The organism is Pseudomonas reactans (genome assembly GCF_013385825.1).
Lineage (GTDB): Bacteria > Pseudomonadota > Gammaproteobacteria > Pseudomonadales > Pseudomonadaceae > Aquipseudomonas > Aquipseudomonas reactans.
Map to the genome: position 1 here is coordinate 287429 of NZ_JACAPG010000002.1, position 26974 is coordinate 314402.

The following is a 26974-nucleotide window of genomic DNA, read 5'->3' on the forward strand; positions in this document are numbered from 1 at the left end:
GACCATGCAAACTCGTGACGATATTTTCAACACCTTGCGCGACGCCTTGGTGGAACTGTTTGAACTGCCGCCCGAACGCGTCACCCTTGACGCCAACCTGTACCAGGACCTGGAAATCGACAGCATCGATGCCGTCGACTTGATCGACCACATCAAGCGCCAGACTGGCAAGAAGATCGCCGCCGAAGAATTCAAGGCCGTGCGCACCGTCAACGACGTGGTTGAGGCGGTGTACCGTCTGGTCACGCCTGCCGCATGAGCCGGCTGATCGGCCTTGGCCTGTTGCTGGCGGGGCTGCTGTACCCCTTTGCGGTGTATTACGGCACCGAACATTTCGCCCCGTGGCAATTCGGCCTGCTGCTCGGCAGTTTGTGGCTGCTGCGCGCGCTGACCGGTGCGCGACGCCCCGGCAGCCGCTGGATGGCAGTGGCGGTAATCGTTTTCTGCCTGCTACTGGCCTGGTTCGACAACCCGCACTTGCTGCGCTGGTACCCGAGCCTGGTCAGCGGATTCATGTTGGCGTTGTTTGGTTTGAGCCTCAAATACGGCTCGCCGATGGTCGAGCGCCTGGCGCGCATGACCGACCCGGTGCTGCCCCCGCATGCCATTGTGTATACCCGCCAGGTCACCGTGGTGTGGAGCGTGTTTTTTCTGTGTAATGGCCTGCTCGCCGCCGCCCTCACCCTGTGGGCGCCGCTGAGCTGGTGGACGTTGTACAACGGCCTGATCGCCTATGGGCTGATGGGGCTGTTGTTTGCCGTGGAATGGCTGGTACGACAAAGGGTTCGAGGCCGCGTATGAATGGGTTGAAACTTGAGCACTTGTTGCTTGAGCCGCTGGAACAGCGTCCGGTCACCACCGAACCTGCAATGAATCATGCCCAGTTGTGGGCGCAGTCCCTGAGCCTGGCCGCAGGCCTGCAAGCGCGCGGAATCCAGCGCCTGGCCGTGTACCTGGAAGACGCCGGCCTGCTGGCGATTGCCCTGCTGGGCGCCTGGCGCGCCGGGGTCAGCGTGTTGTTGCCCGCCGACCTGCAACCTCAGACCCGCCAACGCTGGGACGAGGCCGTCGATGCCTGGCTCACCGAAACGACAGACCTGGACGCGCTGTACCAGGCGCCACTGAGCGCTGCGGCACTCGATCTGGACGCTTGCCAACTGAGCCTGTGCACCTCCGGCTCCAGCGGCGAACCCAAGCGCATCGACAAAAACCTGCGCCAATTGGCCAACGAAGTCGAGGCCCTGGAAGCCCTATGGGGCCCTAGCCTCAAGGACGCCTGCATCATCGGCAGCGTCGCCACCCAGCATATCTACGGCTTGTTGTTCCGCGTGCTGTGGCCGCTGTGCGCCGGCCGCACCTTCGTGCGCAAGCAACTGGCCTTCCCTGAAGACTTGCAGCGCGCCAGCCGTGAGCATGCCCGGTTCGCCTGGGTCGCCAGCCCGGCATTGCTCAAACGCATGGGCGACAACCTTGACTGGCCGGCGCTGAGCCAGGTGTCGCGAGTGTTTTCATCTGGCGGCGCGCTGCCGGTGGACGCCGCCGGCAGCCTGTACGACCGCTTGCAACAGTGGCCCACGGAAATCCTCGGCAGCTCCGAAACCGGCGGCATTGCGTGGCGCCAGGGGGCGCAGCCGTGGCAGCCGTTTGCCGACGTACACCTGAGCCAGGACGCCGACGGCGCCTTGCGTATCGCTTCACCGTATTTGCCTGAAGGGCATGTCGAACAAACCGCCGACGCTGCCCGTATCCATGCCGATGGTCGCTTCGAGCTGCTGGGCCGCCTGGACCGCATCGTCAAGCTGGAAGAAAAACGCATCTCCCTGCCCATGCTGGAAAACGCGCTGATGGCCCACCCGTGGGTCGCGGAAACGCGCCTGGGCGTGGTGCAGGAAAACCGCGCGTCCCTGGGTGCCTTGGTGGTACTGAGCGCCGAGGGCCTGCATGCCTTGCGCAATCAGGGCCGACGCACGCTCACCCAAACACTGCGCCAACATTTGAGCCAGCATTGCGAAGCCCTGGCGCTGCCACGGCGCTGGCGTTTGCTGAGACAGTTGCCGCTGAACAGCCAAGGCAAACTGCCCCAGGCGCAGGTCGAGGGGCTGTTGTTGGCATCACGACCGAAAGCCCCGGAAGTACTGGAGCAGGTCGAAGCCGATGGCGAATGGACCTTGCAACTGAGCGTCCCGCCAGACCTGGCCTATTTCAGCGGGCACTTCCCGGTCACGCCGGTGCTGCCGGGCGTGGTGCAGGTGGAATGGGCGTTCAACCTGGGCCAGCAACTGCTCGATTTACCGACAACCTTTGCCGGGATGGAAGTGCTCAAATTCCAGCAATTGGTCCGCCCCGGCGACGCAATCGAGCTGCATCTGCGCTTCGACCGGGAGCGCGGCAAGTTGTACTTCGCCTACCGCAACGGCGTCGCGGCCTGCTCCAGCGGCCGGATTTTGCTGGAGGCCGCGCATGCATAACCCCTGCGCCCTGATCCCGGTCTACAACCACGAAGCCGCCGTGCCCGCCGTGGTCCGCAGCCTGTTGAACACTGGCCTGCCGTGCCTGCTGGTCGACGACGGCAGCAGCCCGGCGTGCGCGGCGGTTTTGGCAGAGTTGGCAGTCCTGGAAAACGTCACCCTGCTGACCCTGCCCACCAACCAGGGCAAGGGCGGTGCCGTGATGGCCGGTTTCCGCGAGGCCGCACGCCTGGGCTTCAGCCACGCCCTGCAAGTCGACGCCGACGGCCAGCATGACCTGCGCGAGGTCGAGACCTTCCTCGACACCTCACGCCGACACCCCGACGCCATTATCTGCGGCTACCCCGAATACGACGACAGCGTGCCCAAAGGCCGCCTGTACGCGCGCTACCTGACCCACGTGTGGGTGTGGATCAACACCCTGTCGCTGCAGATCCGCGACTCGATGTGCGGCTTTCGCGTATACCCGCTGCCTCCGGTGCTGGCACTGATGGACTCGGCCTACATCGGCACACGCATGGATTTCGACTCCGACATCCTGGTGCGTCTGGCCTGGCGCAACCAGCCGCTGCGCTGGTTGCCGACCCAGGTGCATTACCCGGCCGACGGCCTGTCGCACTTCCGGCTGTTCCGCGACAACGTACGCATCTCGGCTATGCACACCCGGTTGTTCTTCGGCATGTTGGTGCGGGCGCCGATGATCCTATGGCGACGGTGGCAGGCATGAGCGACAGCGGCAAACACTGGGCCGACCGCGAGGAACGCGGCAGCTATTGGCTGATGAAACTCACCGCCTTCGCCGCCAAGGTCCTTGGCCGCCGCCTGTTGAGCCCGGTGCTGTACGGCATCGTGTTGTACTTCTTCCTGTTTGGCCGCACCGCGCGCCGCAGCGCCTGGCAGTACCAGCAGCGCCTGGCCGACTGGAGCGGGCGCGACGAGCTGCGCCCCAGCCACTGGAAAGTCTTCGGCCAGTTCATGGCATTTGCCGACTCGCTGCTCGACAAACTCGACGTGTGGAACGGCAAGCTGCGCCTGGAACAGATCGAGATCAACGACCCGGCGCAATTGCGCGGGCAGCTGCGCGGCAAGCGCGGGCAGATGCTGGTGGGCGCGCACTTGGGCAACCTGGAAGTGTGCCGCGCGCTCGCCGAGATTGGCGAACAGGTCACCATGAACGTGCTGGTACACACCAAGCACGCCGAACAATTCAACCGCCTGCTTGGCGAAGCCGGGGCGACCCATTTGCGTCTGATCCAGGTCAGCGAGCTGGACCCGGCCACCATGCTGCTGCTCAGCCAGCGCCTGGACGACGGCGAATGGCTGGCAATCGCCGGCGACCGCGTGCCGCTGCACGGCGGGCGCACGGTGCGCGTGGATTTCCTCGGCCATGACGCCGCCTTCCCCCAGGGCCCGTGGCTGTTGGCCGGCCTGCTCAAATGCCCGGTGAACCTGCTGATGTGCCTCAAGCACACAGGCCGCTATCGCCTGAGCATCGAGCCGTTCGCTGAGTTAATCGAATGGAAACGCAACACCCGCGAGCAGGTCATAGCCCTGTGGACCGCGCGCTACGCTGCACGCCTGGGCCAGTTCTGCCTGGAAGCGCCCCAACAATGGTTCAACTTTTACCCTTTCTGGAAGACCGATGACGACGCATCTTGAGCCGGTAACCTTTGGCGAACGCGCTTTGCGCATCGAAGACGTGCTGGCCCTGGCCAACCGTCAGGCGCCGACCCAACTGCAGGGCGACGCGGCGTATCGCCAGCGCATCGCCAAGGGTGCACAGTTCCTCGACTCGCTGCTGGACAAGGAAGGCGTGATCTACGGCGTGACCACCGGCTATGGCGACTCGTGCGTGGTGGCGGTGCCGTTGCAGCACGTCGAAGCGTTGCCGCGTCATCTGTACACCTTCCACGGTTGCGGCTTGGGCAAGTTGCTGGATGCGCAAGCCACCCGCGCGGTGCTGGCGGCGCGTTTGCAGTCGCTTTGCCACGGCGTTTCCGGTGTGCGCGTGGAATTGCTGGAACGCCTGCATGCGTTCCTTGAACACGATGTACTGCCGCTGATTCCGGAAGAGGGCTCGGTGGGCGCCAGCGGTGATCTGACGCCACTGTCCTACGTGGCCGCGACCCTGTCCGGCGAACGCGAGGTGATGTTCCGTGGCGAACGTCGCCAAGCCGCCGACGTGCACCGCGAGCTGGGCTGGGAACCGCTGGTGCTGCGCCCCAAAGAAGCCCTGGCGCTGATGAACGGCACCGCCGTGATGACCGGCTTGGCCTGCCTGGCCTTCGCCCGCGCCGACTACCTGCTGCAACTGGCCACGCGCATCACCGCGTTGAACGTGGTGGCGCTGCAAGGCAACCCGGAACACTTCGACGAGCGCCTGTTCGCTGCCAAGCCGCACCCTGGGCAGATGCAAGTTGCCGCCTGGCTGCGCAAGGACCTGGCGATCGACGCGCCGACCGCGCCGCTGCATCGCCTGCAGGACCGTTATTCGCTGCGTTGCGCGCCCCACGTCCTCGGCGTGCTGGCCGACAGCTTGAACTGGCTGCGTTCGTTCATCGAAATCGAGCTGAACAGCGCCAACGACAACCCCATCATCGACGCCGAAGAAGAGCGCGTGCTGCACGGTGGACATTTCTACGGCGGGCACATCGCCTTCGCCATGGACAGCCTCAAGACGCTGGTCGCCAACGTCGCTGACCTGCTCGACCGCCAGCTCGCGTTGCTGGTGGACGTGCGTTACAACCACGGCCTGCCGAGCAACCTGTCCGGCGCACCGGCTGATCGCGCCATGATCAACCACGGCTTCAAGGCCGTGCAGATCGGCACCAGCGCCTGGACCGCCGAAGCGTTGAAAAATACGATGCCGGCCAGCGTGTTCTCGCGCTCCACCGAGTGCCACAACCAGGACAAGGTGAGCATGGGCACCATCGCCGCCCGCGATGCGATCCGCGTGCTGGAGCTGACCGAACAGGTCGCCGCTGCCACGCTGCTCGCCGCCAACCAAGGCGTGTGGCTGCGCGCCCAGGCCGAAGATGCGCGACCGTTGCCACCCGCATTAGCGGCGATGCACGAAGAGCTGGCCAAGGACTTCCCACCCGTGATCGAAGACCGCGCCCTCGAAGGCGAACTGCGCCTTTGCCTGCAACGCATTGCCGAGCAACACTGGAGGCTGCATGCGTAGCCAGGGCGTGCTGCATTGCGACACCGAAATCCTCGTGCCGTTTTTTGACGTCGACACCATGAACGTGGTGTGGCACGGGCATTACGTGAAGTACCTGGAAGTGGCGCGCTGTGCGTTGCTGGACAAGATCGGGCATAACTACACGGCGATGCTGGAGTCCGGCTATGCCTGGCCGGTGATCGACATGCAACTGCGCTACGTGCGCGGCGCGGTGTTCGGCCAGACGATCAACGTGCGCGCCAGCCTGGTGGAGTGGGAGAACCGTTTGAAGGTCAATTACCTGATCACTGACCTGGCCAGCGGCGAGCGTTTGACCCGTGCCAGCACCGTGCAGGTGGCAGTGGAAATCGCCAGTCGCGAGATGCAGTTGGCCTCCCCCAAAATATTCACCGACGCCGTCGAAAGGGCCCTGAAATGAGACCCCCTGTAGGAGCCGGCTTGCCGGCGAAAATCGTCAACGATAACGCGGCCTGCCTGACACTGCGCAGCGCCCTCAGGTTTTTCGCGAGCAAGCTCGCTCCTACAGGGATCGGGTTGTTGCTGAGCTTCTGTGCCCATGCTTTTGACTTGCAGCAGCTGAGCGGCCAACTTGCAAAACCCTCAGTGATCCACGGCAGCTTCACCCAGGAAAAACACCTGCGCGCCCTGCCCCAGCCCTTGGTCAGCAAAGGCACCTTCGTCCTCGCCAAGGACCACGGCCTGCTGTGGCTGCTGAAAACCCCATTGCAACAGGACTACCGCATCAGCGCCCAGGGCATTGCCCGCCGTGACGCTAATGGCTGGCAACTGCTGCCGAACAAGAGCGCCGGCGCCGAGCAGAATCGCCTGTTCCTCGCCGTGCTCCAGGGCGACAGCAGCGGCTTGCAGCGTGACTTCGAATTGCAGCTGCAAGGCGAGGCGAAGCAATGGAATCTCACGCTGATCCCGCGTTCACTGTTGCTCAAGCAGGTTTTCACCCAGATCAACATCGACGGCGGCGACTTGGTGCAGACCATCGAACTGCTGGAAACCCAAGGCGACAGCACTGTTTTGCGCATGCAGGACAGCACCGCCGGCCAACCCCTGAGCGAAGCGGAGCAACACGACTTTGCCCAGTGAGCGCCTGCTGCCGCGCCTGTTCCTGATCCTGCTGGTGGCCGTGCTGGCCCTGGCCGGCTGGCAGTGGCGCCATGGCGCGCCGTTGTCGGCCAACCTGATGGAACTGGTGCCGGGCAACACGCCGGACGCCTTGGAACAGCAAGCCGAACAACGCATGCAAGAACCCTTGAACCGCGAGATGCTGGTGCTGGTGGGCCATGCCGACCGTCAGCAAGCGGTGGCGGTTGCACAACAATTGGGCGAGCGCTGGCAGGCCAGTGGGCTGTTTGAAAAAGTGCAGTGGAACCTGCAAGCCGACTTGCCGGCACTGCGCGAACAATTGCTGCGCGGGCGCCTGGCGATGCTCTCGGCCAAGGACCGCGAGCAACTGATCGAACAGCCCGACGCGTTTATCCAACAGCGCGTGCAAGCGCTGTTCGACCCCTTTACCGGCTTCAGCCTGGTGCCGAGCCAGGACGACTGGCTGGGCCTCACCGGGCGCATCCAGAACAGCCAGCCGCAACACGGCTCGGTGCAGTTGGATATCGGCAGCGGCGCGTTGATTGCCGATGCCGATGGCAAAAGCTGGGTACTGCTGCGTGCGCGCACCACCGGCAATGCCTTCGACATGAAACTGCCGCTGCAAGTGGCGGATCTGCTCCTGGCCAGTCGCGCGCAAGCCAGCGAACACGGCGCGCAATTACTCGCCGCCAGCGGCTTGCTCTATGCCGCCAACGGTCAGCAGCAAGCCACGCGGGAAATCACCTGGGTCGGCGGCGGCGCAACCGTCGGCATCTTGTTGTTGCTGTTGCTCGCCTTTCGTCGCTGGCGCGTGTTGCTGGCCTTTGTGCCGGTGTTGGTGGGCATGCTATTTGGCGCTGTGGCCTGTGTGGCGCTGTTCGGCCATATGCATGTGATGACGCTGGTGCTGGGCTCCAGCCTGATCGGCGTGGCGGTGGATTACCCGCTGCACTACCTGTCGAAAAGCTGGAGCATGAACCCGTGGCGCAGTTGGCCGGCGTTGCGCATCACCTTGCCGGGGTTGAGTTTGAGTCTGGCGACCAGTTGCATCGGTTACCTGGCATTGGCCTGGACGCCGTTCCCGGCCTTGACGCAAATCGCCATATTCTCCGCCGCTGGCCTGGTCGGCGCCTATCTGTCCGCCGTGTGCCTGCTGCCGGCGCTGCTCAAGGGTGTCGAACTGCGCCCGGCGCAATGGCCGCTGCGCATTGCCGAATGCTTGTGGCTGGTGCGCGAATCGCTGCTCAAGCGCGTACCGAGCCCGGTACTGCTGGCGCTGGTGCTGCTGTTTTGCACCGGTGGCCTGTGGCACCTGAACAGCAAAAACGATATCCGCCAATGGATCGGCGCGCCGCCGCAGTTGCTGCAAGAAGCGCAGGCCGTGGCGCGGATTACCGGGTTCCAGCCCACCAGCCAGTTCTTCCTGGTGCGGGCGGACAACCAGCAACAGCTGCTGGAGCGTCAGAGCGCGTTGGCGCAGCGCCTGGATCAATTGGTGAATATGGACAAGCTCCAGGGCTACCTGGCGCTCAATCAACTGGTCAGCCAGCCCGCCGAGCAACAGCAACTGCGTGATGCGCTGAACAACCTGCCACAACACTGGCAGCCGCTGCTCGACCTCGGCGTACCCGCCAGCGCCCTGCAAGCCGAAGTCGCGCACCTGCAAGCGCTGTCTACCCAAGATATCGACGCCGCGCTGGCCGGCCCGATGGCCGAGCCTTGGCGCACGCTGTGGCTGGGCAAGGTCGATGGCGGCGTGGCGGCCATGGTCAGCCTGCAGGGCTTGAACAACCCCGCCTTGCTGCGTGTGCAGGCGCTGGACTTGCCGGGCGTGCAACTGGTGGACCGCCTGGGCGACTTGAACCGAGTGTTCGCGGACACACAGATCAGCGCGGCTGAACTGAAGCTGATGTCCTGCGTGTTGATCGTACTGTTGCTGATCCTGCCGTTCGGCTTCGGCGGGGCCTTGCGCATCGTCGCGCTGCCGCTGCTGGCGGCCCTGTGCAGCCTGGCCAGCCTCGGTTGGCTCGGCCAGCCGCTGACGCTGTTCAGCCTGTTCGGCCTGCTGTTGGTCACGGCCATCAGCGTCGACTACGCAATCCTGATGCGCGAGCAGATCGGCGGCCCTGCGGTCAGTCTCTTGGGCACCTTGTTGGCAGCGTTGACGACTTGGTTGTCGTTTGGGCTACTGGCGGTATCCAGTACACCGGCTGTGAGCAATTTCGGCTTATCGGTCAGCCTGGGCCTGGCATTCAGCTTTATGCTGGCACCCTGGGCCGGGCAACAGAAACACGCCTTATGAATGTGATTATCGCCAATGTGGCAAGGAGCCCTCGTGCCCACAGTTGAAATGGAACGTCGCCAGGTGGTGGTGATCGGTGCCGGTCCGTCCGGGGCCATCGCCGCCGCGCTGTTAAAGCGCAAAGGGCATGATGTATTGATCATCGAGCGCCAGCATTTCCCACGGTTCTCGATTGGCGAAAGCCTACTGTCCCACTGCATCGACTTTATCGAAGAAGCCGGCATGCTCGATGCAGTCCAGGCTGCAGGGTTCCAGGTGAAAACCGGTGCCGCGTTCGCCTGGGGCGAGCGCTACAGCGCGTTTGATTTCAGTGACACCTTCAGCAACGGCAAGCCGACCACCTTCCAGGTGCAGCGCGGTGAGTTCGACAAGTTGCTGGCGGATCAGGCCGCGCTGCAAGGCGTAGAGATTCGGTATGGCGAAACGATCGTCGGTGTGGATTTCAGCGGCGAGAGCCGCTACCTGCACGTGCGGCGCGAGAACGGCAGCGAGTATCACCTCAAGGCCAAATTCGTGCTTGATGCCAGCGGCTATGGCCGGGTGTTGCCGCGCCTGCTGGACCTGGATCTGCCGTCCGACTTCCCCGTGCGCCAAGCGGTGTTCACCCACGTCGAAGACCGCATCGAACATCCGGGCTTCGATCGCACCAAGATTCTGGTGACCACCCATCCGACCCAGCGTGACATCTGGTTCTGGACCATTCCGTTCAGCAACGGGCGTTGTTCGGTGGGTGTGGTTGCGGCCAAGGAGCATTTCGACGGTCGCGATGGCGACCTCGACGCCTGCCTGCGCGGCTTTATCAGCGAAACCCCGAGCCTTGCCGGCGTGCTGCAAAACGCCGTGTGGGATACGCCGGCGCGCACCCTCGGCGGCTACGCAGCCAACGTCAAAACCCTGCACGGACCGGGCTTTGCCTTGTTGGGCAATGCGGCGGAATTCCTCGACCCGGTGTTTTCTTCCGGGGTAACCATCGCCATGCGTTCGGCGAGCATGGCGGCCGCTGTGTTGCACCGTCAGCTCAAGGGCGAAACCGTGGACTGGGAGAACGAGTTTGCCGTGCCCTTGAAACGCGGCGTGGACACCTTCCGCTGCTACGTCGAAGGCTGGTACGCCGGGACGTTCCAGGATGTGATCTACCACCCGGACAGCTCGCCGGAGATTCGCCGGATGATCTGCTCGATCCTCGCCGGTTACGCATGGGACGAACGCAACCCGTTTGTGAGTGAGCCAAAACGGCGGTTGCGGATGTTGTCGGAGATTTGTGCGAGTGAGCCGGTATGACGAGCCAGTACCTGAGTAAAAACTACGTCGAAGAAACCAAGTTCGGCTTCTGGTTCCTGCGCAGCCACACCTGGCAGCACCATGTGCTGCGCGTGGCGATCAACGACCTGCGCAGCCTGTTTACCGACCCATTGCCAGAGGCGCCGGTATTGCTCGACGCCGGTTGTGGCCAGGGCAAGTCGTTCCAGTACTTGCAGCAGGTGTTCGCTCCCGCACGCCTGATCGGCCTGGATGCCGACCCGCACAGCCTGGAGCTGAGCCGTGCAGAAGCCCAGCGCCAAGGCCTGGCCATCGAGCTGATCGGCAGCGACTGCGCCACCTTGCAAGTGCCGGACGCAAGCGTCGATATCCTGTTCTGCCACCAGACCTTCCACCATCTGGTCGAGCAACATCGCGCGCTCAAAGAGTTCTACCGCGTGCTCAAGCCGGGCGGTTATCTGCTGTTTGCCGAATCCACCGAAGCCTATATCGACACCTGGGTGATCCGCTGGCTGTTCCGCCACCCGATGCATGTGCAGAAAAGCGCCGAGCAATACTTGGAGATGCTTCGTGAGCAGGGCTTTGAATTTGGCCCGCAGAACGTCTCGTACCCGTACTTGTGGTGGAGCCGCTCCAGCGACTTCGGCCTGCTGGAACGCTGGGGCCTGCGCAAGGCGCCACCGGTGGGTCAGCGCGAAGAAACGTTGGTCAACTGCGTGGCACGCAAACCGCTGAAGAGTGCTGCCCCATGATGCGCATGCTGTTGATCGGCTGCCTGTTGCTGCTGAGCGCCTGCGCCAGCCAGCCGCCGCTACCGGAGAAAACCCCAGCCCTGGCCTTGCCGCTGCAATTGCATGTGCAGCGCCTGGCAGACGGCCAGAGCCAGGACTGGCTGTTGGTGATCCAGCGCGAAAGCGGCGGTATTCGCTGGTCGATGATGGACCCGCTGGGCATCCCGCAGGCCCGACAAAAACTGATCGATGGCGAGTGGCAAGCCGACGGCTTGCTGCCGCCCAATCCCCAGGCGCGCGAGCTGTTCGCCGCGCTGCTGTTTGCCCTGACGTCGGCCGATGACGTGCGCGCACTCTACCCCAACGCCCAGGCCATGGACCTGACGCGCACCCTGCCGGGCCATTGGCAGATCGTGTACCAATCGTCCGAGGTCTTCAGCGTGAACATGACCGGCCAGCCGCTGAGCTACCGCATCACGCCGCTCGGGGCCGCCCGATGAGCGCCTACCTCAACGCCCTGGGCGTGATCTGCGCCCTCGGCCGTGGCCAGGATGAAGTCAGCCGCAGCCTGTTTGCCGGCGACTGCTCCGGCATGCGCGCCGAAAGCGGCTGGGTGCCGGAACGCGTGTTGCCGGTAGCCGGTGTGCACGGCGAGCTGGCGACCATCCCCGCCGAACTGGGCCAGCAAAGCAGCCGCAATAACCAGTTGCTGCTGGAAGCGGCGTTGCAGATCGAAGGCGATATCCGCCAGGCGATCCACACCTACGGCGCATCACGCGTCGGCGTTGTGCTCGGTACCAGCACCTCGGGCATCGACGAAGCCAGTCGCGGCATCGCGCACTTTTTGCGGGAACACCAGTTCCCCGGCGACTACGACTACCAGCAGCAGGAACTCAGCGCCCCGGCGAATTTCCTCGCCGACTGGCTGCAACTGAGCGGCCCGGCCTATGTGATCTCCACCGCCTGCACCTCCAGCGCCCGTGCGTTGATGAGTGCCCAGCGCCTGCTGGACCTGGGTGTGTGCGATGCGGTGATCTGCGGCGGCGTGGACAGCCTGTGCAAGCTGACCCTTAACGGTTTCAGCTCATTGGAAGCAGTGTCAAACCAGCGCTGCAATCCGTTTTCGGTGAACCGCAACGGCATCAACATCGGCGAAGCGGCCGTGCTGTTCCTGATGAGCAAGCAACCCGCGCCCATCGCCCTGCTGGGCAGCGGCGCCAGTTGCGATGCGCACCATATCTCCGCGCCCGAGCCCACCGGCAAAGGCGCGTTGCAGTCGATGCGCAAGGCCTTGGCCAGCGCCCGATTGCAGCCTGAGCAGATCGGCTACCTGAACCTGCACGGCACGGCCACCCAACATAACGACGCCATGGAAAGCCTGGCCGTCGCCAGCCTGTTCCCGCACGGCTTGGCCTGCTCATCGACCAAACCCATGAGCGGCCACACCCTGGGCGCAGCCGGTGCGCTGGAAGCGGCGTTCTGCTGGTTGAGCCTGGCTCACAACCGTGTCCCGCCCCACGTGTGGGACGGCCAGGCCGATCCGGCCCTGCCCGCCTTGCAGTGGGCGCAGGCCGCAGAAACCCTAGGAAAGCGCTGCCTGATGAGCAATTCGTTTGCCTTCGGCGGCAACAACGTCAGCCTGATTATCGGAGAGGCCCCATGATCGATTGGCCACTCGCTGAACTGCTGCCCCATGCGGGCGACATGATCCTAATCGACCAGGTGTTGTCGTTCGATGAAGAGCAGATTCACACCCGCGTCACGGTCAAACCCGGCGGCCTGTTCAACCGCGCGGACGGCAGCCTGCCGGCCTGGGTCGGCATCGAGTTGATGGCGCAAAGCGTCGCTGCCTATGCCGGTTGCCGCGCGCGCCAGAAAGGCGAAGCGGTGGAACTGGGCTTCCTGCTCGGCACACGTAAGTTCGAATGCAACGTGGAGCACTTCCCGGCGGGCGCCGAGCTGAAGATCCACGGCCTGCGTTCCCTGGAAGACGAGAACGGCATGGGTGTGTTCGAATGCCACCTGACCGGCGACGGGATCCAGGCCAGCGCCCGCTTGAACGTATTTCGACCGCCCCAGGCGGCCAACTATTTAGATGAATCGAAGGACGTAACGCCATGACTGAATCCGTACTGGTCACCGGCTCCAGCCGTGGCATCGGCCGCGCCATCGCACTGCGCCTGGCTCAGGCCGGGCATGACATCGTGCTGCATTGCCGCAGCGGCCGTAGCGACGCCGATGCTGTGCAGGCCGAGGTTGAAGCCCTGGGCCGCAAGGCGCGGGTGCTGCAATTCGATGTGGCGGATCGTGCTGCGTGCAAGGAAATCCTCGACGCTGACGTTGAGCAACACGGCGCCTATTACGGCGTGGTGCTCAACGCGGGCCTGACCCGTGACGGCGCTTTCCCGGCCTTGTCGGAAGACGACTGGGACGTGGTGATGCGCACCAACCTCGACGGTTTCTACAACGTGCTGCACCCGGTGATGATGCCGATGATTCGTCGTCGCGCGGCCGGCCGCATCGTGTGCATCACCTCGGTTTCCGGGTTGATCGGCAACCGTGGGCAGGTCAATTACAGCGCTTCCAAAGCCGGTCTGATCGGCGCGGCCAAGGCCCTGGCCATCGAATTGGGCAAGCGCAAGATCACCGTCAATTGCGTCGCCCCTGGCTTGATCGATACTGCGATGCTGGATGAGAACGTGCCGGTGGAAGAACTGATGAAGATGATCCCGGCGCAGCGCATGGGCACCCCGGAAGAAGTGGCCGGCGCGGTGAATTTCCTGATGTCGGCCGAAGCCGGCTATATCACGCGCCAGGTCCTGGCCGTGAATGGAGGCCTGTGCTGATGAAACGCGTCGTAGTGACCGGCATGGCCGGTATGACCTCCCTGGGCGGCGATTGGGCGACCATTTCCGCCAACTTCCGCGCCAACCGCAGCGGCATCCGGCGCATGGACGAGTGGGACCGTTTTACCGAACTGAACACGCGCCTGGCCGGGCCGATTGACGATTTTGTCGTGCCCCCGCACTGGACGCGCAAGCAACTGCGCAGCATGGGCCGGGTTTCGCGTCTGGCGGTATGGGCGGCAGAACAGGCGTTGCAGGACGCTGGCCTGCTCGGCGACGAGTCGATCAAGGACGGGCGCATGGGCGTGGCCTGCGGCTCGTCCACCGGCAGTACCGACGAGATCAAGGCGTTCGGCAACATGCTGCTGAATTCGGTGGCCGAGGGCCTGAATGCCAACTCCTATGTGCGCATGATGCCGCACACCACGGCGGCGAATATCAGCATCTTCTTTGGCCTGACCGGGCGGCTGATCCCCACGTCCAGCGCTTGCACCAGCGGCAGCCAAGGCATCGGCTATGCCTATGAAGCAATCAAGTTCGGCCGCCTGCCGTTGATGCTCGCCGGCGGCGCCGAGGAGCTGTGCCCCACTGAGGCCATGGTATTTGATGCGCTCTACGCCACCAGCCTCAAGAACGATGCGCCGCAAACCAGCCCACGTCCCTATGACAGTGGTCGTGACGGTCTGGTGATCGGTGAAGGCGGCGGCATGCTGGTGTTGGAAGAACTGGAACACGCGTTGGCACGCGGTGCGCATATCCACGCCGAACTGGTGGGCTTCGGCAGCAACGCCGACGGCCAGCACACCACCCGCCCAGAGCAGAAAACCATGCGCCGTGCGATGGAACTGGCCCTGGAAGATGCCGGGCTGGAGCCTTCTGCGATCGGCTACGTGAACGGTCACGGCACCGCCACCGACCAAGGCGACATCGCCGAAACACTGGCCACCAGCAGCCTGTTCGGCAGCCGCATGCCTATCAGCTCGCAGAAGAGTTTCCTCGGCCACACCCTGGGTGCGTGCGGCGCGCTGGAGTCGTGGTTCAGCATCGAGATGATGAACCGCGACCAATACGTGCACACCTTCAACCTGGATTCGGTCGACCCGCAATGCGGCGAGTTGGATTACCTGCAAGGTGAGTTCCGCGAGATGCACCACGACTACGTGATGAACAACAACTTTGCCTTTGGCGGCGTCAACACCTCGCTGATCTTCCGCCGCTGGTCCTGACCTTTAAATCGATTGGAGAATACGGAATGTCTTCCTTGCTACGCGTCACCCTGATCACCCTGGCCCTGTTGGTCACCGCCGGTTGCACCAGCAAGCCGATCCTCAACACCCAGCACGACCTGCCAGCCGACGCCCAGGTCAGCGAAGAAAAGATGAAAACGGTGATCGTCAACGCCCTGCAAAAGCGCGAGTGGACGGTACAACGCCTGAGCCCGCAGTTGGTACAGGCCGAGATCAACGTGCGTAACCAGTTTTACGCAGCCATCGACATTCGCTACACCCGCAACAGTTACGCCATCACCTACCGCGACAGTCGCGACCTGGGCTACAAGGACGGCAAGATCCATCGCAATTACAACCGTTGGGTGAACAATCTGGACAGCGACATCATGGCGGGCTTGCGCAGCAATGGCGTGAATGAGGCGGGGACGGCGGCGCAGTTGTTTGAACAAACCGGCACCACCAAGTAAAACGAATTCAGGCTCTACAGAAACGACAAAGGGCGCCTTTCGGCGCCCTCTTCACAAACAGGTTGGCTTGTCATCGCCGCTTCCTGCCTGGCTCTGCGATTGCTGGTTGCCCAGGATCCTCAGAGTCTCACAAGCCCCTTTCGGGAACGTGGGCAGTATGCCTGAAAACATCCCTGGGGCAACCCGTGGCAAAGTGCCGATTTGACGACTAACGCAGTACCTGTGGCGAGCGGGCTTGCCCCGCGTTGGGCTGCGAAGCGGCCCCAAAACCTAGCTCCGTGATCTGCCTGAAAAAACACGTGGTCTTATTGGGGCTGCTACGCAGCCCAACGCGGGGCAAGCCCGCTCGCCACAACAACCTGCCTGCTTGCCGGAGGCTATTGGGCAGCCTTGCGCGTCAACAACTCCACAAACGCCTCTGCCATCGGCGTCTGCGCGCCCTTGCGTTGCACCAGCCACACCGCCGTCATCGCCTCCTGATCCAGCAACGTGCGATACACCACGCCATCGATCCGAATGCGCTGGTAGGACGCCGGCAGCACCGACACGCCCAACCCCGCCGCCACCAGGCCGATGATGGTCATCGCCTCCCCGGCCTCCTGGGCAAAGTGCGGGCTGAAACCGGCATCACGCGCCAAGTTGAGCAACTGGGCATAGAGACCACTGCCGTAGGTGCGCGGGAAAAATACGAACGGTTCCTGCGCCAATTGCGCCAGGTGCAAACCACGCTCGCTGCCCGCCACCAACGGGTGACCAGCATTCAGCACCGCCACCAGCGGCTCACGCATCAACTCGACCACACTCAGCGAATCCGGCAATGGCAGCGGGCGCATCAGGCCCACCTGGATAGACTCATCCACCAAAGACTCAGCCACTTCGGTGCTGCTCATCTCCTGCAGGTTCAGATGCACCGCCGGGAACGCCTGGCGAAACGCAAAGATCGCCTGGGGAATGCTGGAATTGAACGGTGCCGACGAGGTGAAGCCAATCTTCAGTTCGCCTAGCTCACCCAACTGCGCCCGGCGCGCCACGTCCGCTGCCTTGTCGACCTGTGCCAGCGCCAATCGCGCCTCTTGCAGGAACAACCGCCCTGCTTCACTCAGTTCGACCCGACGGTTGGTACGCTCAAACAACCGCGCCCCCACTTCCTGCTCCAGCGCCTGGATCTGCTGGCTCAGCGGCGGTTGCGAGATGCCCAGCACCTGCGCGGCCCGGCCGAAATGCAGCTCTTCGGCGACGGCGATGAAGTACCGCAAGTGACGCAATTCCATGGGGGCCTCATTAGGTCGTTAAAGCTATCAAACAGGTCGAACAATATATTGGAAAGAATCATTAGGGAGCTATATTCTTTTTTGCATTGCCGGTCCTGGCACGCTCTTCCTCCCCGAGGTCCCCGTGAAAGCTGCTGTTGCTCCACTCGCTCAAGACGTACCGCCCACCGCCCTGGATGAGGTGGTGGCCCAGCTCAATGACGCGTTCATCGAAAAAGGCACGCCGATGTTCATGCGCACTGTGCTGGCGCTGTTCTCCGGTGGTTTCGCCACCTTTGCGCTGCTGTATTGCGTGCAGCCGATGATGCCGGCGCTGTCCCAGGAGTTTTCCATCAATGCGGCACAAAGCAGCCTGATCCTGTCGGTGGCCACGGCGATGCTGGCGTGCGGTTTGTTGATCACCGGACCGATTTCCGACCGTCTGGGGCGCAAGCCGGTGATGGTCTCCGCGCTGTTCTGCGCCGCGCTGGCGACCATCGCCAGTGGTTTGATGCCGACCTGGGAAGGCATCCTATTGATGCGCGCACTGGTGGGCCTGTCGCTGAGCGGCCTGGCCGCCGTGGCCATGACCTACCTGAGCGAAGAGATCCACCCGCAGCACATCGGCCTGGCCATGGGCCTCTACATCGGCGGTAACGCGATTGGCGGCATGAGCGGACGCCTGATCATCGGCGTGTTGATCGACTTCGTCAGTTGGCACACCTCCATGCTGATCATCGGCGCCCTGGCGCTGATCGCCGCCACGGTATTCTGGAAAATCCTCCCCGAATCGCGCAACTTCCGCGCCACCAGCCTCAAGCCGCGCAGTCTGGTGGATGGCTTCGTCATGCATTTCAAGGACGCCGGCCTGCCGTGGCTGTTCCTCGAAGCCTTCCTGCTGATGGGCGCATTCGTGACGATGTTCAACTACATCGGCTATCGCCTGCTGGCCGATCCCTACGACCTCAGCCAAGCCGTGGTCGGCCTGCTGTCGCTGGTGTACCTCTCGGGCATCTACAGCTCGGCGAAAATCGGCTCACTGGCCGACCGCCTCGGCCGCCGTCGCGTGCTGTGGGGCACCATCGTGCTGATGCTGGCCGGCATGGCCCTGACCTTGTTCACTCCACTGTGGCTGGTGGTACCGGGCATGCTGATCTTCACTTTCGGCTTCTTCGGCGCCCACTCGGTGGCCAGCAGCTGGATCGGCCGTCGTGCGGTGAAGGCCAAGGGGCAAGCGTCATCGCTGTACCTGTTCTGCTATTACGTGGGGTCGAGTATTGCCGGGACGGCCGGCGGGTTCTTCTGGCATTTTGCCGGGTGGAATGGGATTGGGGCGTTTATCGTGGCGCTGCTGATCGGCGCGTTGCTGGTGGCGTTGAAGTTGGCGAAATTGCCGCCGTTGGGCAGCCGTTAAAAGGCCAAGCGAGCCTCAAGACGACGCTCGCGCTTTTCCAGGATCAGCATCTGGAAGGCACCCGCGTCGCGCTCCATCTGCACCAGCCAGGCCAACAAAGCCTGCGCTTCCCCACTGATGGTCAGGCGCAACTGCTCGCCTTGCACCTCGATCTGTTGCACATCCAGACCCGCCGCTTCGGCACTTTCATTGATGGCCGATGCCGACGGTCGGCTCGCCACCGACACAGCGCGCAACGGCCGGGCTTGCTGCACCTGCTGTGCCAATAGCCGTTGTTGCTGATAGCCCTGCTGCGCGTCGTCCATACGCTGTCGACTGGGCAGCCACAACGCCTGCAAGGCCAATACCGTAAGCAAAAACACAGCCAGTCCTTTCAACAAGACACGATCACGTGCTGACAGCGCTTTCCAGGCTTGAAGGTGCTTCATGACGGATCCTCCAGCATCAACATGGCCTGCACGCGATTACCCTCTTTGCTGGCATGACCGATACGCACCGGCATGCCGCTGCGTTGCCCCTGTTCACGCAAGCGCTCCAGCGCGTTGAAGCCGTTGGCGGTCAATTGGATTTTCCAGCCGTCGCCACGGCGATATTCCAGGCGTTGTACGTCTACATCACCTGCGCCAATTACCTGCTCAGTCAGGTTGACCAGTTGCGCCAGCACTGACGCCGGCGGGTGTGTGCTATCGCCCTGCAACGCCTTGAGTTGTGCGGCCAGGTCAACAATGCGGGTCGGCTCTGGATGCAACGCCTGGAAGCGCTCCACGCTCTGCGCATAGAGCCTTTGGGTTTGGTCTTCGACAGAGTGGATACGCACCTGCATGCCACCCCAATCCATCACCAACCACAGGGCCGCCGACAGCGCCATGGTGGACCAGGGCCAGGGTTGTCGGGTGCGGGCGAACGTCCCTTGCAGCAAATTGATGCCACGGCTGTCGCGCGCCCACAGTGCGTCCACTACCTGCGCGCGGCTTTGTGCCGCATCCAGCCATTGCACGGGTTGCGCCAGCAACGGTTCAAGCACGGCGAGTGCCGCAGCGGACATGGCCAGCCGCGTGCGCCCAGCCAATACCCGGCGACCATACCAGTCAACCGCTGCCTGGCAGTCCTCGGGCAGTAGATCGGCGTCCACGTAGGCACTGCGCACCTCAATACCTAACGTTCCCAGCAAGTCCAGCAGCGCCCGCAGGCGCGCTTTGTGCGTCACCAACACCGGAAAACGACCCGCGCCGTCACGCCGACCCGCGCACACATGCAAGGCTTCAAGGTCTTCGCCCAGTTGTTCTTCGATGGCAAAAGCAATGGCCTGGATGCCGGGCCGGCGTGTTGAGGGCCATACGTCTGTGTACAAACCACTGCACATTTCCATCGGCAACAGCAGGTGGACCGGCTGCCCAGCCAGATCCTTCGCTGCTTCGAGCAGGGTGGTCTGGCGAACGTCACCCACCCCTCGCCAAACGCAGCATGGCCACTGCTCAGATGCATCCGCCACGCCTTCGGGACTTAAATGGAGCCAGACTCTCATAAGGCGGTATCGCTCGATATCGGAGGAAGGAAACGTCGTTGCACCACACGCCAGCGCCCGGTCTTGCGCTCGCGCTCTACATCGCAAACCATGCGAAGGCGGCTAGTGCCTAAGCGGACGTCCGCGGTGATCCGAAACCAGCGGCTGCTGACACTCAGCCCGTGACCGTTCACCCCAAATCCGGCGATCAACGGATCATGGGTAAAGTCCTGGACACTCGCATAACCGGCCGCCGGTCGCTGGCTGACCAAGGCTTTGGCGACCGACAGCGGCACCCCGTCTAGTATCGCCAGCACCTCTGGCTTGGCGGTGTTGATATTCAAGCCAGCCTCCTTGGGCAGCAGCGCCACCCAGGGCTCAAGTTGTCGCAACGTAGCGCCGTCAACGCCTCGCAGCACGCGCAATTGACTCAGTTCCTGAAGCTCCGGGACCTGGCCAGCGGCCGACAGGTCCAGCGGCGGCAACCCGCGAGACGCGAGCAAGCGCGACCAACGTTCCCGCGAGACCTGATCCACCTGCCCGTCGCCCAGCAAGGTATTGATGTTGAAGCGTGCTGCCAGGTCTTCAACCCTGAGCGCAATGTGTGCGGGCTGCGTGTCAAACGGCCAGGTGAGCCGAGCCCACGCCTGGCTTGAATGCACCACGGCCAGCTCGGCATCCTCCGCCAGGATCGCCATGGCCCATGCTTCTGCCGACCACCCCAGTTGGCGCAGTTGAACCTGATGCACCTGATGGACACTGCTCTGTACCATCAACTGATGGCTGCGCAGCATGCCCGCCGTCATTAACAGCGCCAGGCTCATCACCAGCATGACGCTAAGCAACGCGACGCCCCTTTGCCGCCCGTTCATGGCTGTGCCTGGGGCAGTGGCAACACACGGCGTACCTGCTCGAATCGGCCAACCGACAGCACTATTTCAAGCGCCTGCGGTGGGGTCGCGGCAGCCCCCTTACCCACTGGCCAAACGCTGCTCCACCCGGTGTCACGCGCGAACAAACGCCAATTCAGCAAGCGCACATCCTCGAGCAATTTTTGCCGTTCAACCGTCGCCGACTCCAGGCTGCGGCTTTCACGCCACAACACTTGGTTGTTCAGGCGATAGAACACCTGCTGACGTTCACTGCGCGGCAAATCCTGCGGGTTGCGCCAGTTACTGCGCAGCAGTTGCAACGTGCCAGGCCCGAGGACCAGCACCGGCGATGCCAGTTGCACGGCATCACGCTCGATAACAGCGAACGCCCGTTGCAGGCGGCGTAACGCCTGCTCATGGCTTGAGGTAATGTGGTGCGCGCGCACCACGGTGTCGAACAAGCGCGCACTCGCAAGCCCCAGCAGGGCGAAGATGGCCAACGCGACGACCAGTTCCAGCAAGGTGAAGCCTGATTGCTTACTCATGGCGGGCAGGTATCCAGGCGCTGATGGAGTAGATCGGTTGATCGCTGTCGCTGCGGCTGACACTGATATCAACCTGCTGCAGACGCGGATCTGCGGCTGCAGTGACGGTTTGCTCTACACGCCATTCACGCCCGTCAAAACGTCGCAACAGTTGCTGTCGGCCCGGGGAAACCGGCTGCACGCGCAACTCGCTCAGTTGGTTGTCTGCGACCCAGGCACACAGCAGCCGTTCGTGCAGCCGCGCACTCTGGCGCACCGAGTATTGGCTGGCTGCCAGCACCGCGCTCGCCAGCGTGGCAAAAATGGCCAGCGCGATCATGACCTCCAACAGCGTGAAGCCATGGGCGTGCGCCTGGAACCTGCGCCCGCGACGCAGCCTACGCTTCAACGACAAGCTCTCCGACGCCATCGCTGACAAGCCGCGCCCGCACGAGCTCCTCGAAGAGGAACGACAAAGTGAATGCGCTGACTTCATCGCTGCTAAGCAGCAGCAGTTGGGGCGCCAGGCTGTCAAAAGCCAGACGCTGCCCTTCCAGCTCAAGTTGCAGGTGTACGCCCTGCGCCAGCCGATGCACCGCACCAGCCTGTCGCCAACCCTGCGGTTCGAGGCGCCACAGCTGATACTCATTGCGCTGCACGCGCACGCCGTATTCTCGCCCTTCAATCACCGCTTGCTCGCGCACTTGCTGGATCAGTTGCAACACCTGGCCGGCTTCCTCCCGGGCCTGACGCGCCGGGTTGCTGCCGGACACCAAGCCCACCAAGCCCAACACAATAGCGATCACGGCGATCACCACCATCAGTTCCAGCAGGGTAAAACCTCGGCTATGCCTGCGCACTCGATCAGCCTTCCCAGTTGCCGATATCCGCTGCATGGCCGTCACCACCGGCAGCACCATCGGCGCCCAGGGAGTAGAGGTCATAGCCACCGTTGGCGGAGCGCACACCTGGGTTCAGGTATTGATAGGGCGTCCCCCAAGGGTCCACCGGTAGACTTTTCAAATAGCCCTGGGCGTTCCAGTTACGCACGGTAGGCGTGCCCACCGGCCGCTTGCTCAGCGCCTCCAGACCTTGCAAGGTCGAGGGGTACACGGCGTTGTCGAGGCGATACATTTCCAGGCTGGTTGCTATCGCCTGGATATCGGTCCTGGCGGCCGTGACCTTGGCCTGATCCGGCCGACTCATGAACTGCGGCACCACAATGGCCCCCAGCACGCCGATGATGACCACCACCACCATGATTTCGATCAGAGTAAAACCGCGTTGCCCCTTGGGTATTTCCAGCATTCAATTCACCAATTGGTTAAGGCTGAGGATCGGCAACAAAATGGCCATGACGATCAGCAGCACCACGCCGCCCATCACCACCAGCATTGCCGGTTCAAACAAGCTCACCACCAGCGCGATGCGCGCGGCGAGGTTTTTTTCCTGTTGCTCGGCGGCGCGCGCCAGCATTGTGTCGAGTTCACCGGCGCGTTCACCGCTGGCAATCATGTGCAACATCAACGGTGGGATATCCCCGCCGGCCTCAAGGCCACGGGTCAGGGTGCCGCCCTCACGTACCGAGCGCGCGACGTCCCTCATACGTGCGCGGATAGTCACATTGCCAATCACCGCTGCGGCAATTTCCAGGGCGTCGACCAGGGGCACAGCACTTCGGCCAAGAATCGCCAGGGTGCTGGCAAACCGCGCCGCTTCCATTGCCCGAAACACACTGCCTAACAGCGGGATATGCAGCGCCAGGCGATGCCATTGCTCACGCCAGTGGGGTTGGCGCAGGCCCCAGCGCAGCGCAGCGACGGCAGCGCTCAATAGCGCCAGCAACACCAGTCCATAGGCCCGCATGCCTTGGCTCACGACGATCATGGCCTGGGTCAGCCAGGGCAACGGCTGGCCACTGCCGACAAAGATTTTCACCACATCGGGCACCACATACCCCAGCAGAAAGCCAACAATCGCCACACAGGCGAACATCAGCAGTGCCGGGTACACCAGCGCCAGTTGTATCTTTTGTCTCGACGCCTGGCGGGCCTCGGTGTAGGCCGCCAGTTGCTCAAGCACGTGGCCCAAGTGACCCGAGCGCTCGCCCGCGGCAACGGTCGCGCGAAACACCTCGGGAAACGCCCGTGGGAACACGCCAAGTGCCGCCGCCAGAGGATGCCCTTGCATGACACGGTCGCGAACCTGAGCAAGCAGACTGCTGACGTGCCGCTTCTGGCTTTGCTGGGCAACAGCCAGCAGGGCCTGCTCCAACGGCAAGCCAGCCTGAACCAGAGTGGACAGCTGCAAGGTCAGCAGGGCCAGATCGCCTGCACTCAGCCCTGCCGCTCGCGCCCGCCCTCGGACACGCGGCGCGTTCGCCGCCTGTATTCGGTTGGGCAGCAGCCCCCGCTCACGCAGCAGTTGTCGGGCATGGCGCGGGCTGTCGGCTTCTTGTCGCCCCTTGCACGAACGGCCTTCGCGGTCTTGGGCACGATAGTCATAGGTCGGCACGACTAGCCCTCCTGAGTCACACGTAACAGCTCGTCCACGCTGGTCAGCCCTTCGAGCACCCGGCGGCGGCCGTCCTCGAAGAGGCTTGCGCTAGAGCGCCGTGCCTGCGCCAGCAATGCCTGCTCGCTCGCACCTTGATGAATCAGCTCGGACAGCGTCGGCGTGACACTGACCAATTCGTAGATACCCATGCGACCGCGATAACCCTGACGGCAGTGTTCACACCCGCGCGCCTTGAACACGCGAGCCATAGGGTCGGGGGCTAGCCCCAATCGCCGGCAAACGTCGGCGTCCATTTCCATGGCGGTCTTGCAGTGCGGGCATAGGGTGCGCAGCAAACGCTGCGCCAGCACCCCCACCAGCGACGACGCCAGCAGATAGGCATCCACGCCCATGTCCACCAGCCGGGTGACGGCGCCGATGGCGCTGTTGGTGTGCAGCGTTGACAGCACCAAGTGCCCGGTAAGCGATGCCTGCACTGCAATTTCGGCGGTTTCACGGTCACGAATCTCACCGACCATCACCACATCGGGGTCTTGGCGCAGGATCGCTCGCAGCCCGCGGGCAAACGTCATCTGTACCTTGGGGTTGACCGGGGTCTGGCCGACCCCTGGCAGGTGGTACTCAATCGGGTCTTCGACCGTCAGGATATTGCGGGTCTGGTCATTGAGATGGCTCAGTGCGGCATACAGGCTAGTGGTCTTGCCCGAGCCGGTAGGGCCGGTCACAAGCAAGATCCCATGGGGCTTGCCCAGCAGTTGCTGCAACTCGTCCTGGGTCTGCGCCGACATGCCCAGGCGCGCCAGTTGTAATCGGCCGGCCTGTTTGTCGAGCAAGCGCAGCACCACCCGTTCCCCATGGGCCGAAGGCAGTGTGGAGACCCGTACATCCACTTCGTGCCCCGCCAGGCGCAGGGCCATGCGGCCGTCCTGGGGGATGCGTTTTTCGGCGATGTCCAGGCGCGCCATGACCTTGATGCGTGACACCAGCAACGTTGCCAGCTCGCGCTGGGGTCGCAGCATTTCGCGCAGTTGTCCATCCACTCGCATGCGCACCGTCAGGGTGTGTTCGAACGTCTCCAGGTGCACATCCGAGGCCTTTTCGCGCACCGCTTCACTCAGCAAGGCATTGATCAGACGAATGATCGGCGCATCACCTTGTTGCTCCAGCAGATCGGCCGTCTGCGGCACATGGTCCACCAGGCTGAGCAGGTCCAGTTCATCGTCCAGTCCCTGGGCGACTTGCTCGGCGGCACTCTGCCCCTCGCTGTAGACCTCGGCCAGGCGTGCGGCAAACGCCTCGGCGGTCAGTACGCGCAGCGGCAACTCGTGTTCCATCAAGCGGCGCACTTCGCCGATGGCGCTCAATGGCGTATCACCGCGCAGCATCAATCGCCCATCATCGATCAATACGCCAAGACGGCGGGCGAAACCAAAGGGCAAGGCTTTCATTGGGCTTGCGGCGCTACCGCGCGCGGCTCGAACAATTGCGATGCATCCTCGTGTTGCCGCAGCTCCCGGTAGCGCTGTCGGCTGATCTCGGAAAGCTCCTGCCCGCCGCGTACAATGGTCGGGCGCAGGAAGACCATCAGGTTGCTCTTGGTCTGGGTGTCGCGACTCCAGCGGAACAGCGCCCCGAGGTAGGGAATATCACGCAGCAACGGTACACCGCTGCTCTGGGTACGTACGCTGTCCTTGATCAAGCCGCCGATGACGATGATCTCGCCATCATTGGCGAGAATCGTGCTTTTCAGCGCACGTTTGTTTGTGATCAGGTCCGAGGAGTCCACACCGGATACCGCTGGCGCGATATCGGACACCTCCTGCTCGACCTCCAGGCGCAAGGTCGAGCCTTCGTTGATATAGGGCTTGATCTTGAGGCTGATGCCGACGTCCTTGCGCTCCACCGTTGTGAACGGATTGTCCGCGCCGCTGCTGTTGGTGGCATAGGAGCCGGTCTTGAACGGCACGTTCTGCCCCACAATGATTTCTGCCTCCTGGTTGTCCAGGGTCAGCAGGCTCGGCGTCGACAACAGGTTGCTGTGGGTATTGCTGGCAAGAGCCGATATCAAAGCGCCAAAACGATCGCTGCCCAGCCTGAGTACAGCCCCTTCAGGTGCGACCGTGTTTTCATCAAAGTTCAGCGCACCGAGTACCGGGATGCCAGTGCCCGGGAAGTTGATGAAACCCTGCGCGTCGCCACTGTTGAGTGCCCATTGCACGCCAAGGGCCTCACTGATATCGCCGGTGACTTCAACAATGGCGGCGTGAATCAACACTTGCGCCCGCGGATGGTCCAACTCGCGCACAATCCCTTCGAGGGTGGAAAGCTGCGTCGCCTCGGCCACGATCACCAGAGCATTCTGGCTCTCGTCGGCCCGTACCATGAACGGTGTGCTGGCCGACGTGTCTTTCAGGCCCAGGCCGGCAGGAGATGCCTTCGCGCCCTGGTCCAGGGTATCCAGCACTTGCGCCAATTGCTTGGCATCGCTGTAACGCAGGCGAATGACTCGCGCGTTGTCCAGGCGGGCGGGGGTGGGTGTGTCCAGGCGGCGCGCCAGTTGGCCGAGGCGCTGACGCACCGCTGCCGTACCGACGATGACGAGCCGGTTGCTGCGGGGATCGGCCAGGACCTGGATCGCACTGTCGGCATTCTGTTTGCCGATGGATGCTTCCATCAGCCGGGCAATATCCTGCGCGACGCCGTGGCGCAGCTCCACCAGTTCGTAGGCATTTTTCGCGCCGGAGTCCAGTTGCCGAATGACCTCGCTGATGCGACGAACGTTGCTGGCCGTATCCGTAACGACCAGTGCATTGGCCGAGGCCGATGGGCCGACGTAGCCATTGGGCGAAATCAACGGCCGTACCAGCCCAGCCAGATCCGATGCCTGACTGGCGCCCAACGCGATGACTTGGGTGGTGAACTGCTGCGGCGTCGCCGCGTGCGCGCCTGGCGGGCCAGCCAACGACTTGGCTTGGGCCACCGGCACGATGAGGATCTGGTCACCTTGATCGATCACGCTGAAATCATGCGCATCGAGGACACTGTAAAACAGCCGTCGCACGCCTTCACGGTCCAACGCTTCGTTGGACATGACGGTGATGCGGCCTTGTACCTTGGGATCGAGGATGACCGTGGTGTCGAGGATGGTCGAAATTTCCTCAACCACATCACGCAACTCGGCATTGTTCAGCGTCAATCGCCAGCGCTGCGCCTCACCCGAGGACGGCCCCACATATAACACTGCACCCATGACGAGCAGCGTGAAAACGCCCGTCATGGCCCGCAGCCCGAGATGGCTGTGCATGAAC

The 26974-nt window shown here is 63.2% G+C and carries 29 protein-coding genes; 18 read left to right on the plus strand and 11 right to left on the minus strand.

Going from position 1 to position 26974, the window contains the following annotated elements; genetic code table 11:
* The first annotated feature begins 4 nt into the window (after positions 1-4).
* The 17 genes from HX868_RS01295 to HX868_RS01375 are packed head-to-tail and all read left to right on the plus strand — an operon-like array spanning position 5 to position 15585.
* Positions 5-259 (plus strand): acyl carrier protein, encoded by a 255-nt coding sequence (locus HX868_RS01295; RefSeq protein ID WP_016979215.1) that lies wholly within the window; start codon positions 5-7, stop codon positions 257-259.
* Positions 256-801, plus strand: coding sequence for a COG4648 family protein (locus HX868_RS01300; RefSeq protein WP_177001648.1), 546 nt, complete (start codon positions 256-258; stop codon positions 799-801). The genes HX868_RS01295 and HX868_RS01300 overlap by 4 nt, the downstream gene beginning before the upstream one ends.
* A complete protein-coding gene (locus HX868_RS01305; RefSeq protein WP_177001649.1) occupies positions 798-2468 on the plus strand; it encodes an acyl-CoA synthetase family protein in 1671 nt (556 codons plus the stop codon). The genes HX868_RS01300 and HX868_RS01305 overlap by 4 nt, the downstream gene beginning before the upstream one ends.
* Complete coding sequence (locus HX868_RS01310) at positions 2461-3195, plus strand: glycosyltransferase family 2 protein (protein ID WP_177001650.1); 735 nt, start codon at positions 2461-2463, stop codon at positions 3193-3195. Before HX868_RS01305 ends, HX868_RS01310 begins: the two co-directional genes overlap by 8 nt.
* Complete coding sequence (locus tag HX868_RS01315) at positions 3192-4127, plus strand: lysophospholipid acyltransferase family protein (RefSeq protein ID WP_177001651.1); 936 nt, start codon at positions 3192-3194, stop codon at positions 4125-4127. The genes HX868_RS01310 and HX868_RS01315 overlap by 4 nt, the downstream gene beginning before the upstream one ends.
* Positions 4111-5652, plus strand: coding sequence for an HAL/PAL/TAL family ammonia-lyase (locus HX868_RS01320; protein WP_177001652.1), 1542 nt, complete (start codon positions 4111-4113; stop codon positions 5650-5652). The genes HX868_RS01315 and HX868_RS01320 overlap by 17 nt, the downstream gene beginning before the upstream one ends.
* Positions 5645-6070: an acyl-CoA thioesterase gene (locus HX868_RS01325; protein WP_177001653.1), complete on the plus strand. Its 426-nt coding sequence runs from the start codon at positions 5645-5647 to the stop codon at positions 6068-6070. The genes HX868_RS01320 and HX868_RS01325 overlap by 8 nt, the downstream gene beginning before the upstream one ends.
* Positions 6067-6750: an outer membrane lipoprotein carrier protein LolA gene (locus HX868_RS01330; RefSeq protein WP_177001654.1), complete on the plus strand. Its 684-nt coding sequence runs from the start codon at positions 6067-6069 to the stop codon at positions 6748-6750. The genes HX868_RS01325 and HX868_RS01330 overlap by 4 nt, the downstream gene beginning before the upstream one ends.
* Complete coding sequence (locus HX868_RS01335) at positions 6740-9052, plus strand: MMPL family transporter (protein ID WP_177001655.1); 2313 nt, start codon at positions 6740-6742, stop codon at positions 9050-9052. The genes HX868_RS01330 and HX868_RS01335 overlap by 11 nt, the downstream gene beginning before the upstream one ends.
* A gap of 33 nt (positions 9053-9085) precedes the next feature.
* Positions 9086-10333 carry a tryptophan 7-halogenase gene (locus HX868_RS01340; RefSeq protein ID WP_177001656.1) on the plus strand — a complete coding sequence of 416 codons (1248 nt, stop codon included), beginning with the start codon at positions 9086-9088 and terminating at the stop codon, positions 10331-10333.
* Entirely contained in the window at positions 10330-11064 is a 735-nt protein-coding gene (locus HX868_RS01345) for a class I SAM-dependent methyltransferase (RefSeq protein ID WP_177001657.1), read from the plus strand. Before HX868_RS01340 ends, HX868_RS01345 begins: the two co-directional genes overlap by 4 nt.
* The gene (locus HX868_RS01350; protein ID WP_177001658.1) at positions 11061-11543 is read left to right on the plus strand and encodes a hypothetical protein; all 483 of its coding nucleotides are present in this window, start codon (positions 11061-11063) and stop codon (positions 11541-11543) included. Before HX868_RS01345 ends, HX868_RS01350 begins: the two co-directional genes overlap by 4 nt.
* Entirely contained in the window at positions 11540-12706 is a 1167-nt protein-coding gene (locus HX868_RS01355) for a beta-ketoacyl-[acyl-carrier-protein] synthase family protein (protein WP_177001659.1), read from the plus strand. The genes HX868_RS01350 and HX868_RS01355 overlap by 4 nt, the downstream gene beginning before the upstream one ends.
* Complete coding sequence (locus tag HX868_RS01360) at positions 12703-13164, plus strand: hotdog family protein (protein ID WP_177001660.1); 462 nt, start codon at positions 12703-12705, stop codon at positions 13162-13164. Before HX868_RS01355 ends, HX868_RS01360 begins: the two co-directional genes overlap by 4 nt.
* The gene (gene fabG, locus HX868_RS01365) at positions 13161-13889 is read left to right on the plus strand and encodes a 3-oxoacyl-ACP reductase FabG (protein ID WP_061435001.1); all 729 of its coding nucleotides are present in this window, start codon (positions 13161-13163) and stop codon (positions 13887-13889) included. The genes HX868_RS01360 and fabG overlap by 4 nt, the downstream gene beginning before the upstream one ends.
* Positions 13889-15115, plus strand: a complete 1227-nt coding sequence (locus HX868_RS01370; protein ID WP_177001661.1) for a beta-ketoacyl-ACP synthase — start codon at positions 13889-13891, stop codon at positions 15113-15115. The genes fabG and HX868_RS01370 overlap by 1 nt, the downstream gene beginning before the upstream one ends.
* Positions 15116-15141: 26 nt before the next feature.
* The gene (locus tag HX868_RS01375) at positions 15142-15585 is read left to right on the plus strand and encodes a hypothetical protein (protein WP_177001662.1); all 444 of its coding nucleotides are present in this window, start codon (positions 15142-15144) and stop codon (positions 15583-15585) included.
* Between the two features lie 377 nt (positions 15586-15962).
* On the opposite strand, the gene HX868_RS01380 is transcribed toward HX868_RS01375, so the two are convergent.
* Positions 15963-16856, minus strand: coding sequence for a LysR family transcriptional regulator (locus HX868_RS01380; protein WP_177001663.1), 894 nt, complete (start codon positions 16854-16856; stop codon positions 15963-15965).
* Positions 16857-17028: 172 nt separating this feature from the next.
* Here HX868_RS01380 and HX868_RS01385 point away from each other — a divergent pair, with 172 nt between their 5' ends.
* Positions 17029-18249: an MFS transporter gene (locus HX868_RS01385; protein ID WP_218168501.1), complete on the plus strand. Its 1221-nt coding sequence runs from the start codon at positions 17029-17031 to the stop codon at positions 18247-18249.
* Here the strand turns inward: HX868_RS01385 and gspM are convergent.
* The 10 genes from gspM to gspD are packed head-to-tail and all read right to left on the minus strand — an operon-like array spanning position 18246 to position 26970.
* The gene (gspM, locus tag HX868_RS01390; protein ID WP_177001665.1) at positions 18246-18677 is read right to left on the minus strand and encodes a type II secretion system protein GspM; all 432 of its coding nucleotides are present in this window, start codon (positions 18675-18677) and stop codon (positions 18246-18248) included. The genes HX868_RS01385 and gspM overlap by 4 nt on opposite strands.
* Positions 18674-19774 carry a type II secretion system protein GspL gene (gspL, locus tag HX868_RS01395; RefSeq protein ID WP_177001666.1) on the minus strand — a complete coding sequence of 367 codons (1101 nt, stop codon included), beginning with the start codon at positions 19772-19774 and terminating at the stop codon, positions 18674-18676. The genes gspM and gspL overlap by 4 nt, the downstream gene beginning before the upstream one ends.
* Positions 19771-20598, minus strand: a complete 828-nt coding sequence (locus HX868_RS01400; protein WP_343047912.1) for a type II secretion system minor pseudopilin — start codon at positions 20596-20598, stop codon at positions 19771-19773. The genes gspL and HX868_RS01400 overlap by 4 nt, the downstream gene beginning before the upstream one ends.
* 23 nt (positions 20599-20621) lie before the next feature.
* Positions 20622-21170: a type II secretion system protein GspJ gene (locus HX868_RS01405; RefSeq protein ID WP_177001668.1), complete on the minus strand. Its 549-nt coding sequence runs from the start codon at positions 21168-21170 to the stop codon at positions 20622-20624.
* On the minus strand, positions 21163-21558 hold the full coding sequence (gene gspI, locus HX868_RS01410; RefSeq protein WP_281364966.1) for a type II secretion system minor pseudopilin GspI: 396 nt from the start codon (positions 21556-21558) through the stop codon (positions 21163-21165). Before gspI ends, HX868_RS01405 begins: the two co-directional genes overlap by 8 nt.
* Positions 21548-22009, minus strand: coding sequence for a GspH/FimT family pseudopilin (locus HX868_RS01415; RefSeq protein WP_177001670.1), 462 nt, complete (start codon positions 22007-22009; stop codon positions 21548-21550). Before HX868_RS01415 ends, gspI begins: the two co-directional genes overlap by 11 nt.
* A gap of 4 nt (positions 22010-22013) precedes the next feature.
* The gene (gspG, locus tag HX868_RS01420) at positions 22014-22457 is read right to left on the minus strand and encodes a type II secretion system major pseudopilin GspG (protein WP_177001671.1); all 444 of its coding nucleotides are present in this window, start codon (positions 22455-22457) and stop codon (positions 22014-22016) included.
* Positions 22458-23663, minus strand: a complete 1206-nt coding sequence (gene gspF, locus HX868_RS01425; RefSeq protein ID WP_177001672.1) for a type II secretion system inner membrane protein GspF — start codon at positions 23661-23663, stop codon at positions 22458-22460.
* Between the two features lie 2 nt (positions 23664-23665).
* The gene (gene gspE, locus HX868_RS01430; protein ID WP_177001673.1) at positions 23666-25114 is read right to left on the minus strand and encodes a type II secretion system ATPase GspE; all 1449 of its coding nucleotides are present in this window, start codon (positions 25112-25114) and stop codon (positions 23666-23668) included.
* Positions 25111-26970, minus strand: coding sequence for a type II secretion system secretin GspD (gspD, locus tag HX868_RS01435; protein ID WP_177001674.1), 1860 nt, complete (start codon positions 26968-26970; stop codon positions 25111-25113). Before gspD ends, gspE begins: the two co-directional genes overlap by 4 nt.
* Positions 26971-26974 lie beyond the last annotated feature (4 nt).

Bases quoted from the DNA above. Each gene is read 5' to 3' on its own strand.
- HX868_RS01295 (WP_016979215.1), top strand. From the start codon at position 5: ATGCAAACTCGTGACGATATTTTCAACACCTTGCGCGACGCCTTGGTG.
- HX868_RS01300 (WP_177001648.1), top strand. From the start codon at position 256: ATGAGCCGGCTGATCGGCCTTGGCCTGTTGCTGGCGGGGCTGCTGTAC.
- HX868_RS01305 (WP_177001649.1), top strand. From the start codon at position 798: ATGAATGGGTTGAAACTTGAGCACTTGTTGCTTGAGCCGCTGGAACAG.
- HX868_RS01310 (WP_177001650.1), top strand. From the start codon at position 2,461: ATGCATAACCCCTGCGCCCTGATCCCGGTCTACAACCACGAAGCCGCC.
- HX868_RS01315 (WP_177001651.1), top strand. From the start codon at position 3,192: ATGAGCGACAGCGGCAAACACTGGGCCGACCGCGAGGAACGCGGCAGC.
- HX868_RS01320 (WP_177001652.1), top strand. From the start codon at position 4,111: ATGACGACGCATCTTGAGCCGGTAACCTTTGGCGAACGCGCTTTGCGC.
- HX868_RS01325 (WP_177001653.1), top strand. From the start codon at position 5,645: ATGCGTAGCCAGGGCGTGCTGCATTGCGACACCGAAATCCTCGTGCCG.
- HX868_RS01330 (WP_177001654.1), top strand. From the start codon at position 6,067: ATGAGACCCCCTGTAGGAGCCGGCTTGCCGGCGAAAATCGTCAACGAT.
- HX868_RS01345 (WP_177001657.1), top strand. From the start codon at position 10,330: ATGACGAGCCAGTACCTGAGTAAAAACTACGTCGAAGAAACCAAGTTC.
- HX868_RS01350 (WP_177001658.1), top strand. From the start codon at position 11,061: ATGATGCGCATGCTGTTGATCGGCTGCCTGTTGCTGCTGAGCGCCTGC.
- HX868_RS01355 (WP_177001659.1), top strand. From the start codon at position 11,540: ATGAGCGCCTACCTCAACGCCCTGGGCGTGATCTGCGCCCTCGGCCGT.
- HX868_RS01360 (WP_177001660.1), top strand. From the start codon at position 12,703: ATGATCGATTGGCCACTCGCTGAACTGCTGCCCCATGCGGGCGACATG.
- fabG (WP_061435001.1), top strand. From the start codon at position 13,161: ATGACTGAATCCGTACTGGTCACCGGCTCCAGCCGTGGCATCGGCCGC.
- HX868_RS01370 (WP_177001661.1), top strand. From the start codon at position 13,889: ATGAAACGCGTCGTAGTGACCGGCATGGCCGGTATGACCTCCCTGGGC.
- HX868_RS01375 (WP_177001662.1), top strand. From the start codon at position 15,142: ATGTCTTCCTTGCTACGCGTCACCCTGATCACCCTGGCCCTGTTGGTC.
- HX868_RS01380 (WP_177001663.1), bottom strand. From the start codon at position 16,856: ATGGAATTGCGTCACTTGCGGTACTTCATCGCCGTCGCCGAAGAGCTG.
- gspM (WP_177001665.1), bottom strand. From the start codon at position 18,677: ATGAAGCACCTTCAAGCCTGGAAAGCGCTGTCAGCACGTGATCGTGTC.
- gspL (WP_177001666.1), bottom strand. From the start codon at position 19,774: ATGAGAGTCTGGCTCCATTTAAGTCCCGAAGGCGTGGCGGATGCATCT.
- HX868_RS01405 (WP_177001668.1), bottom strand. From the start codon at position 21,170: ATGAGTAAGCAATCAGGCTTCACCTTGCTGGAACTGGTCGTCGCGTTG.
- gspG (WP_177001671.1), bottom strand. From the start codon at position 22,457: ATGCTGGAAATACCCAAGGGGCAACGCGGTTTTACTCTGATCGAAATC.
- gspE (WP_177001673.1), bottom strand. From the start codon at position 25,114: ATGAAAGCCTTGCCCTTTGGTTTCGCCCGCCGTCTTGGCGTATTGATC.
- gspD (WP_177001674.1), bottom strand. From the start codon at position 26,970: ATGCACAGCCATCTCGGGCTGCGGGCCATGACGGGCGTTTTCACGCTG.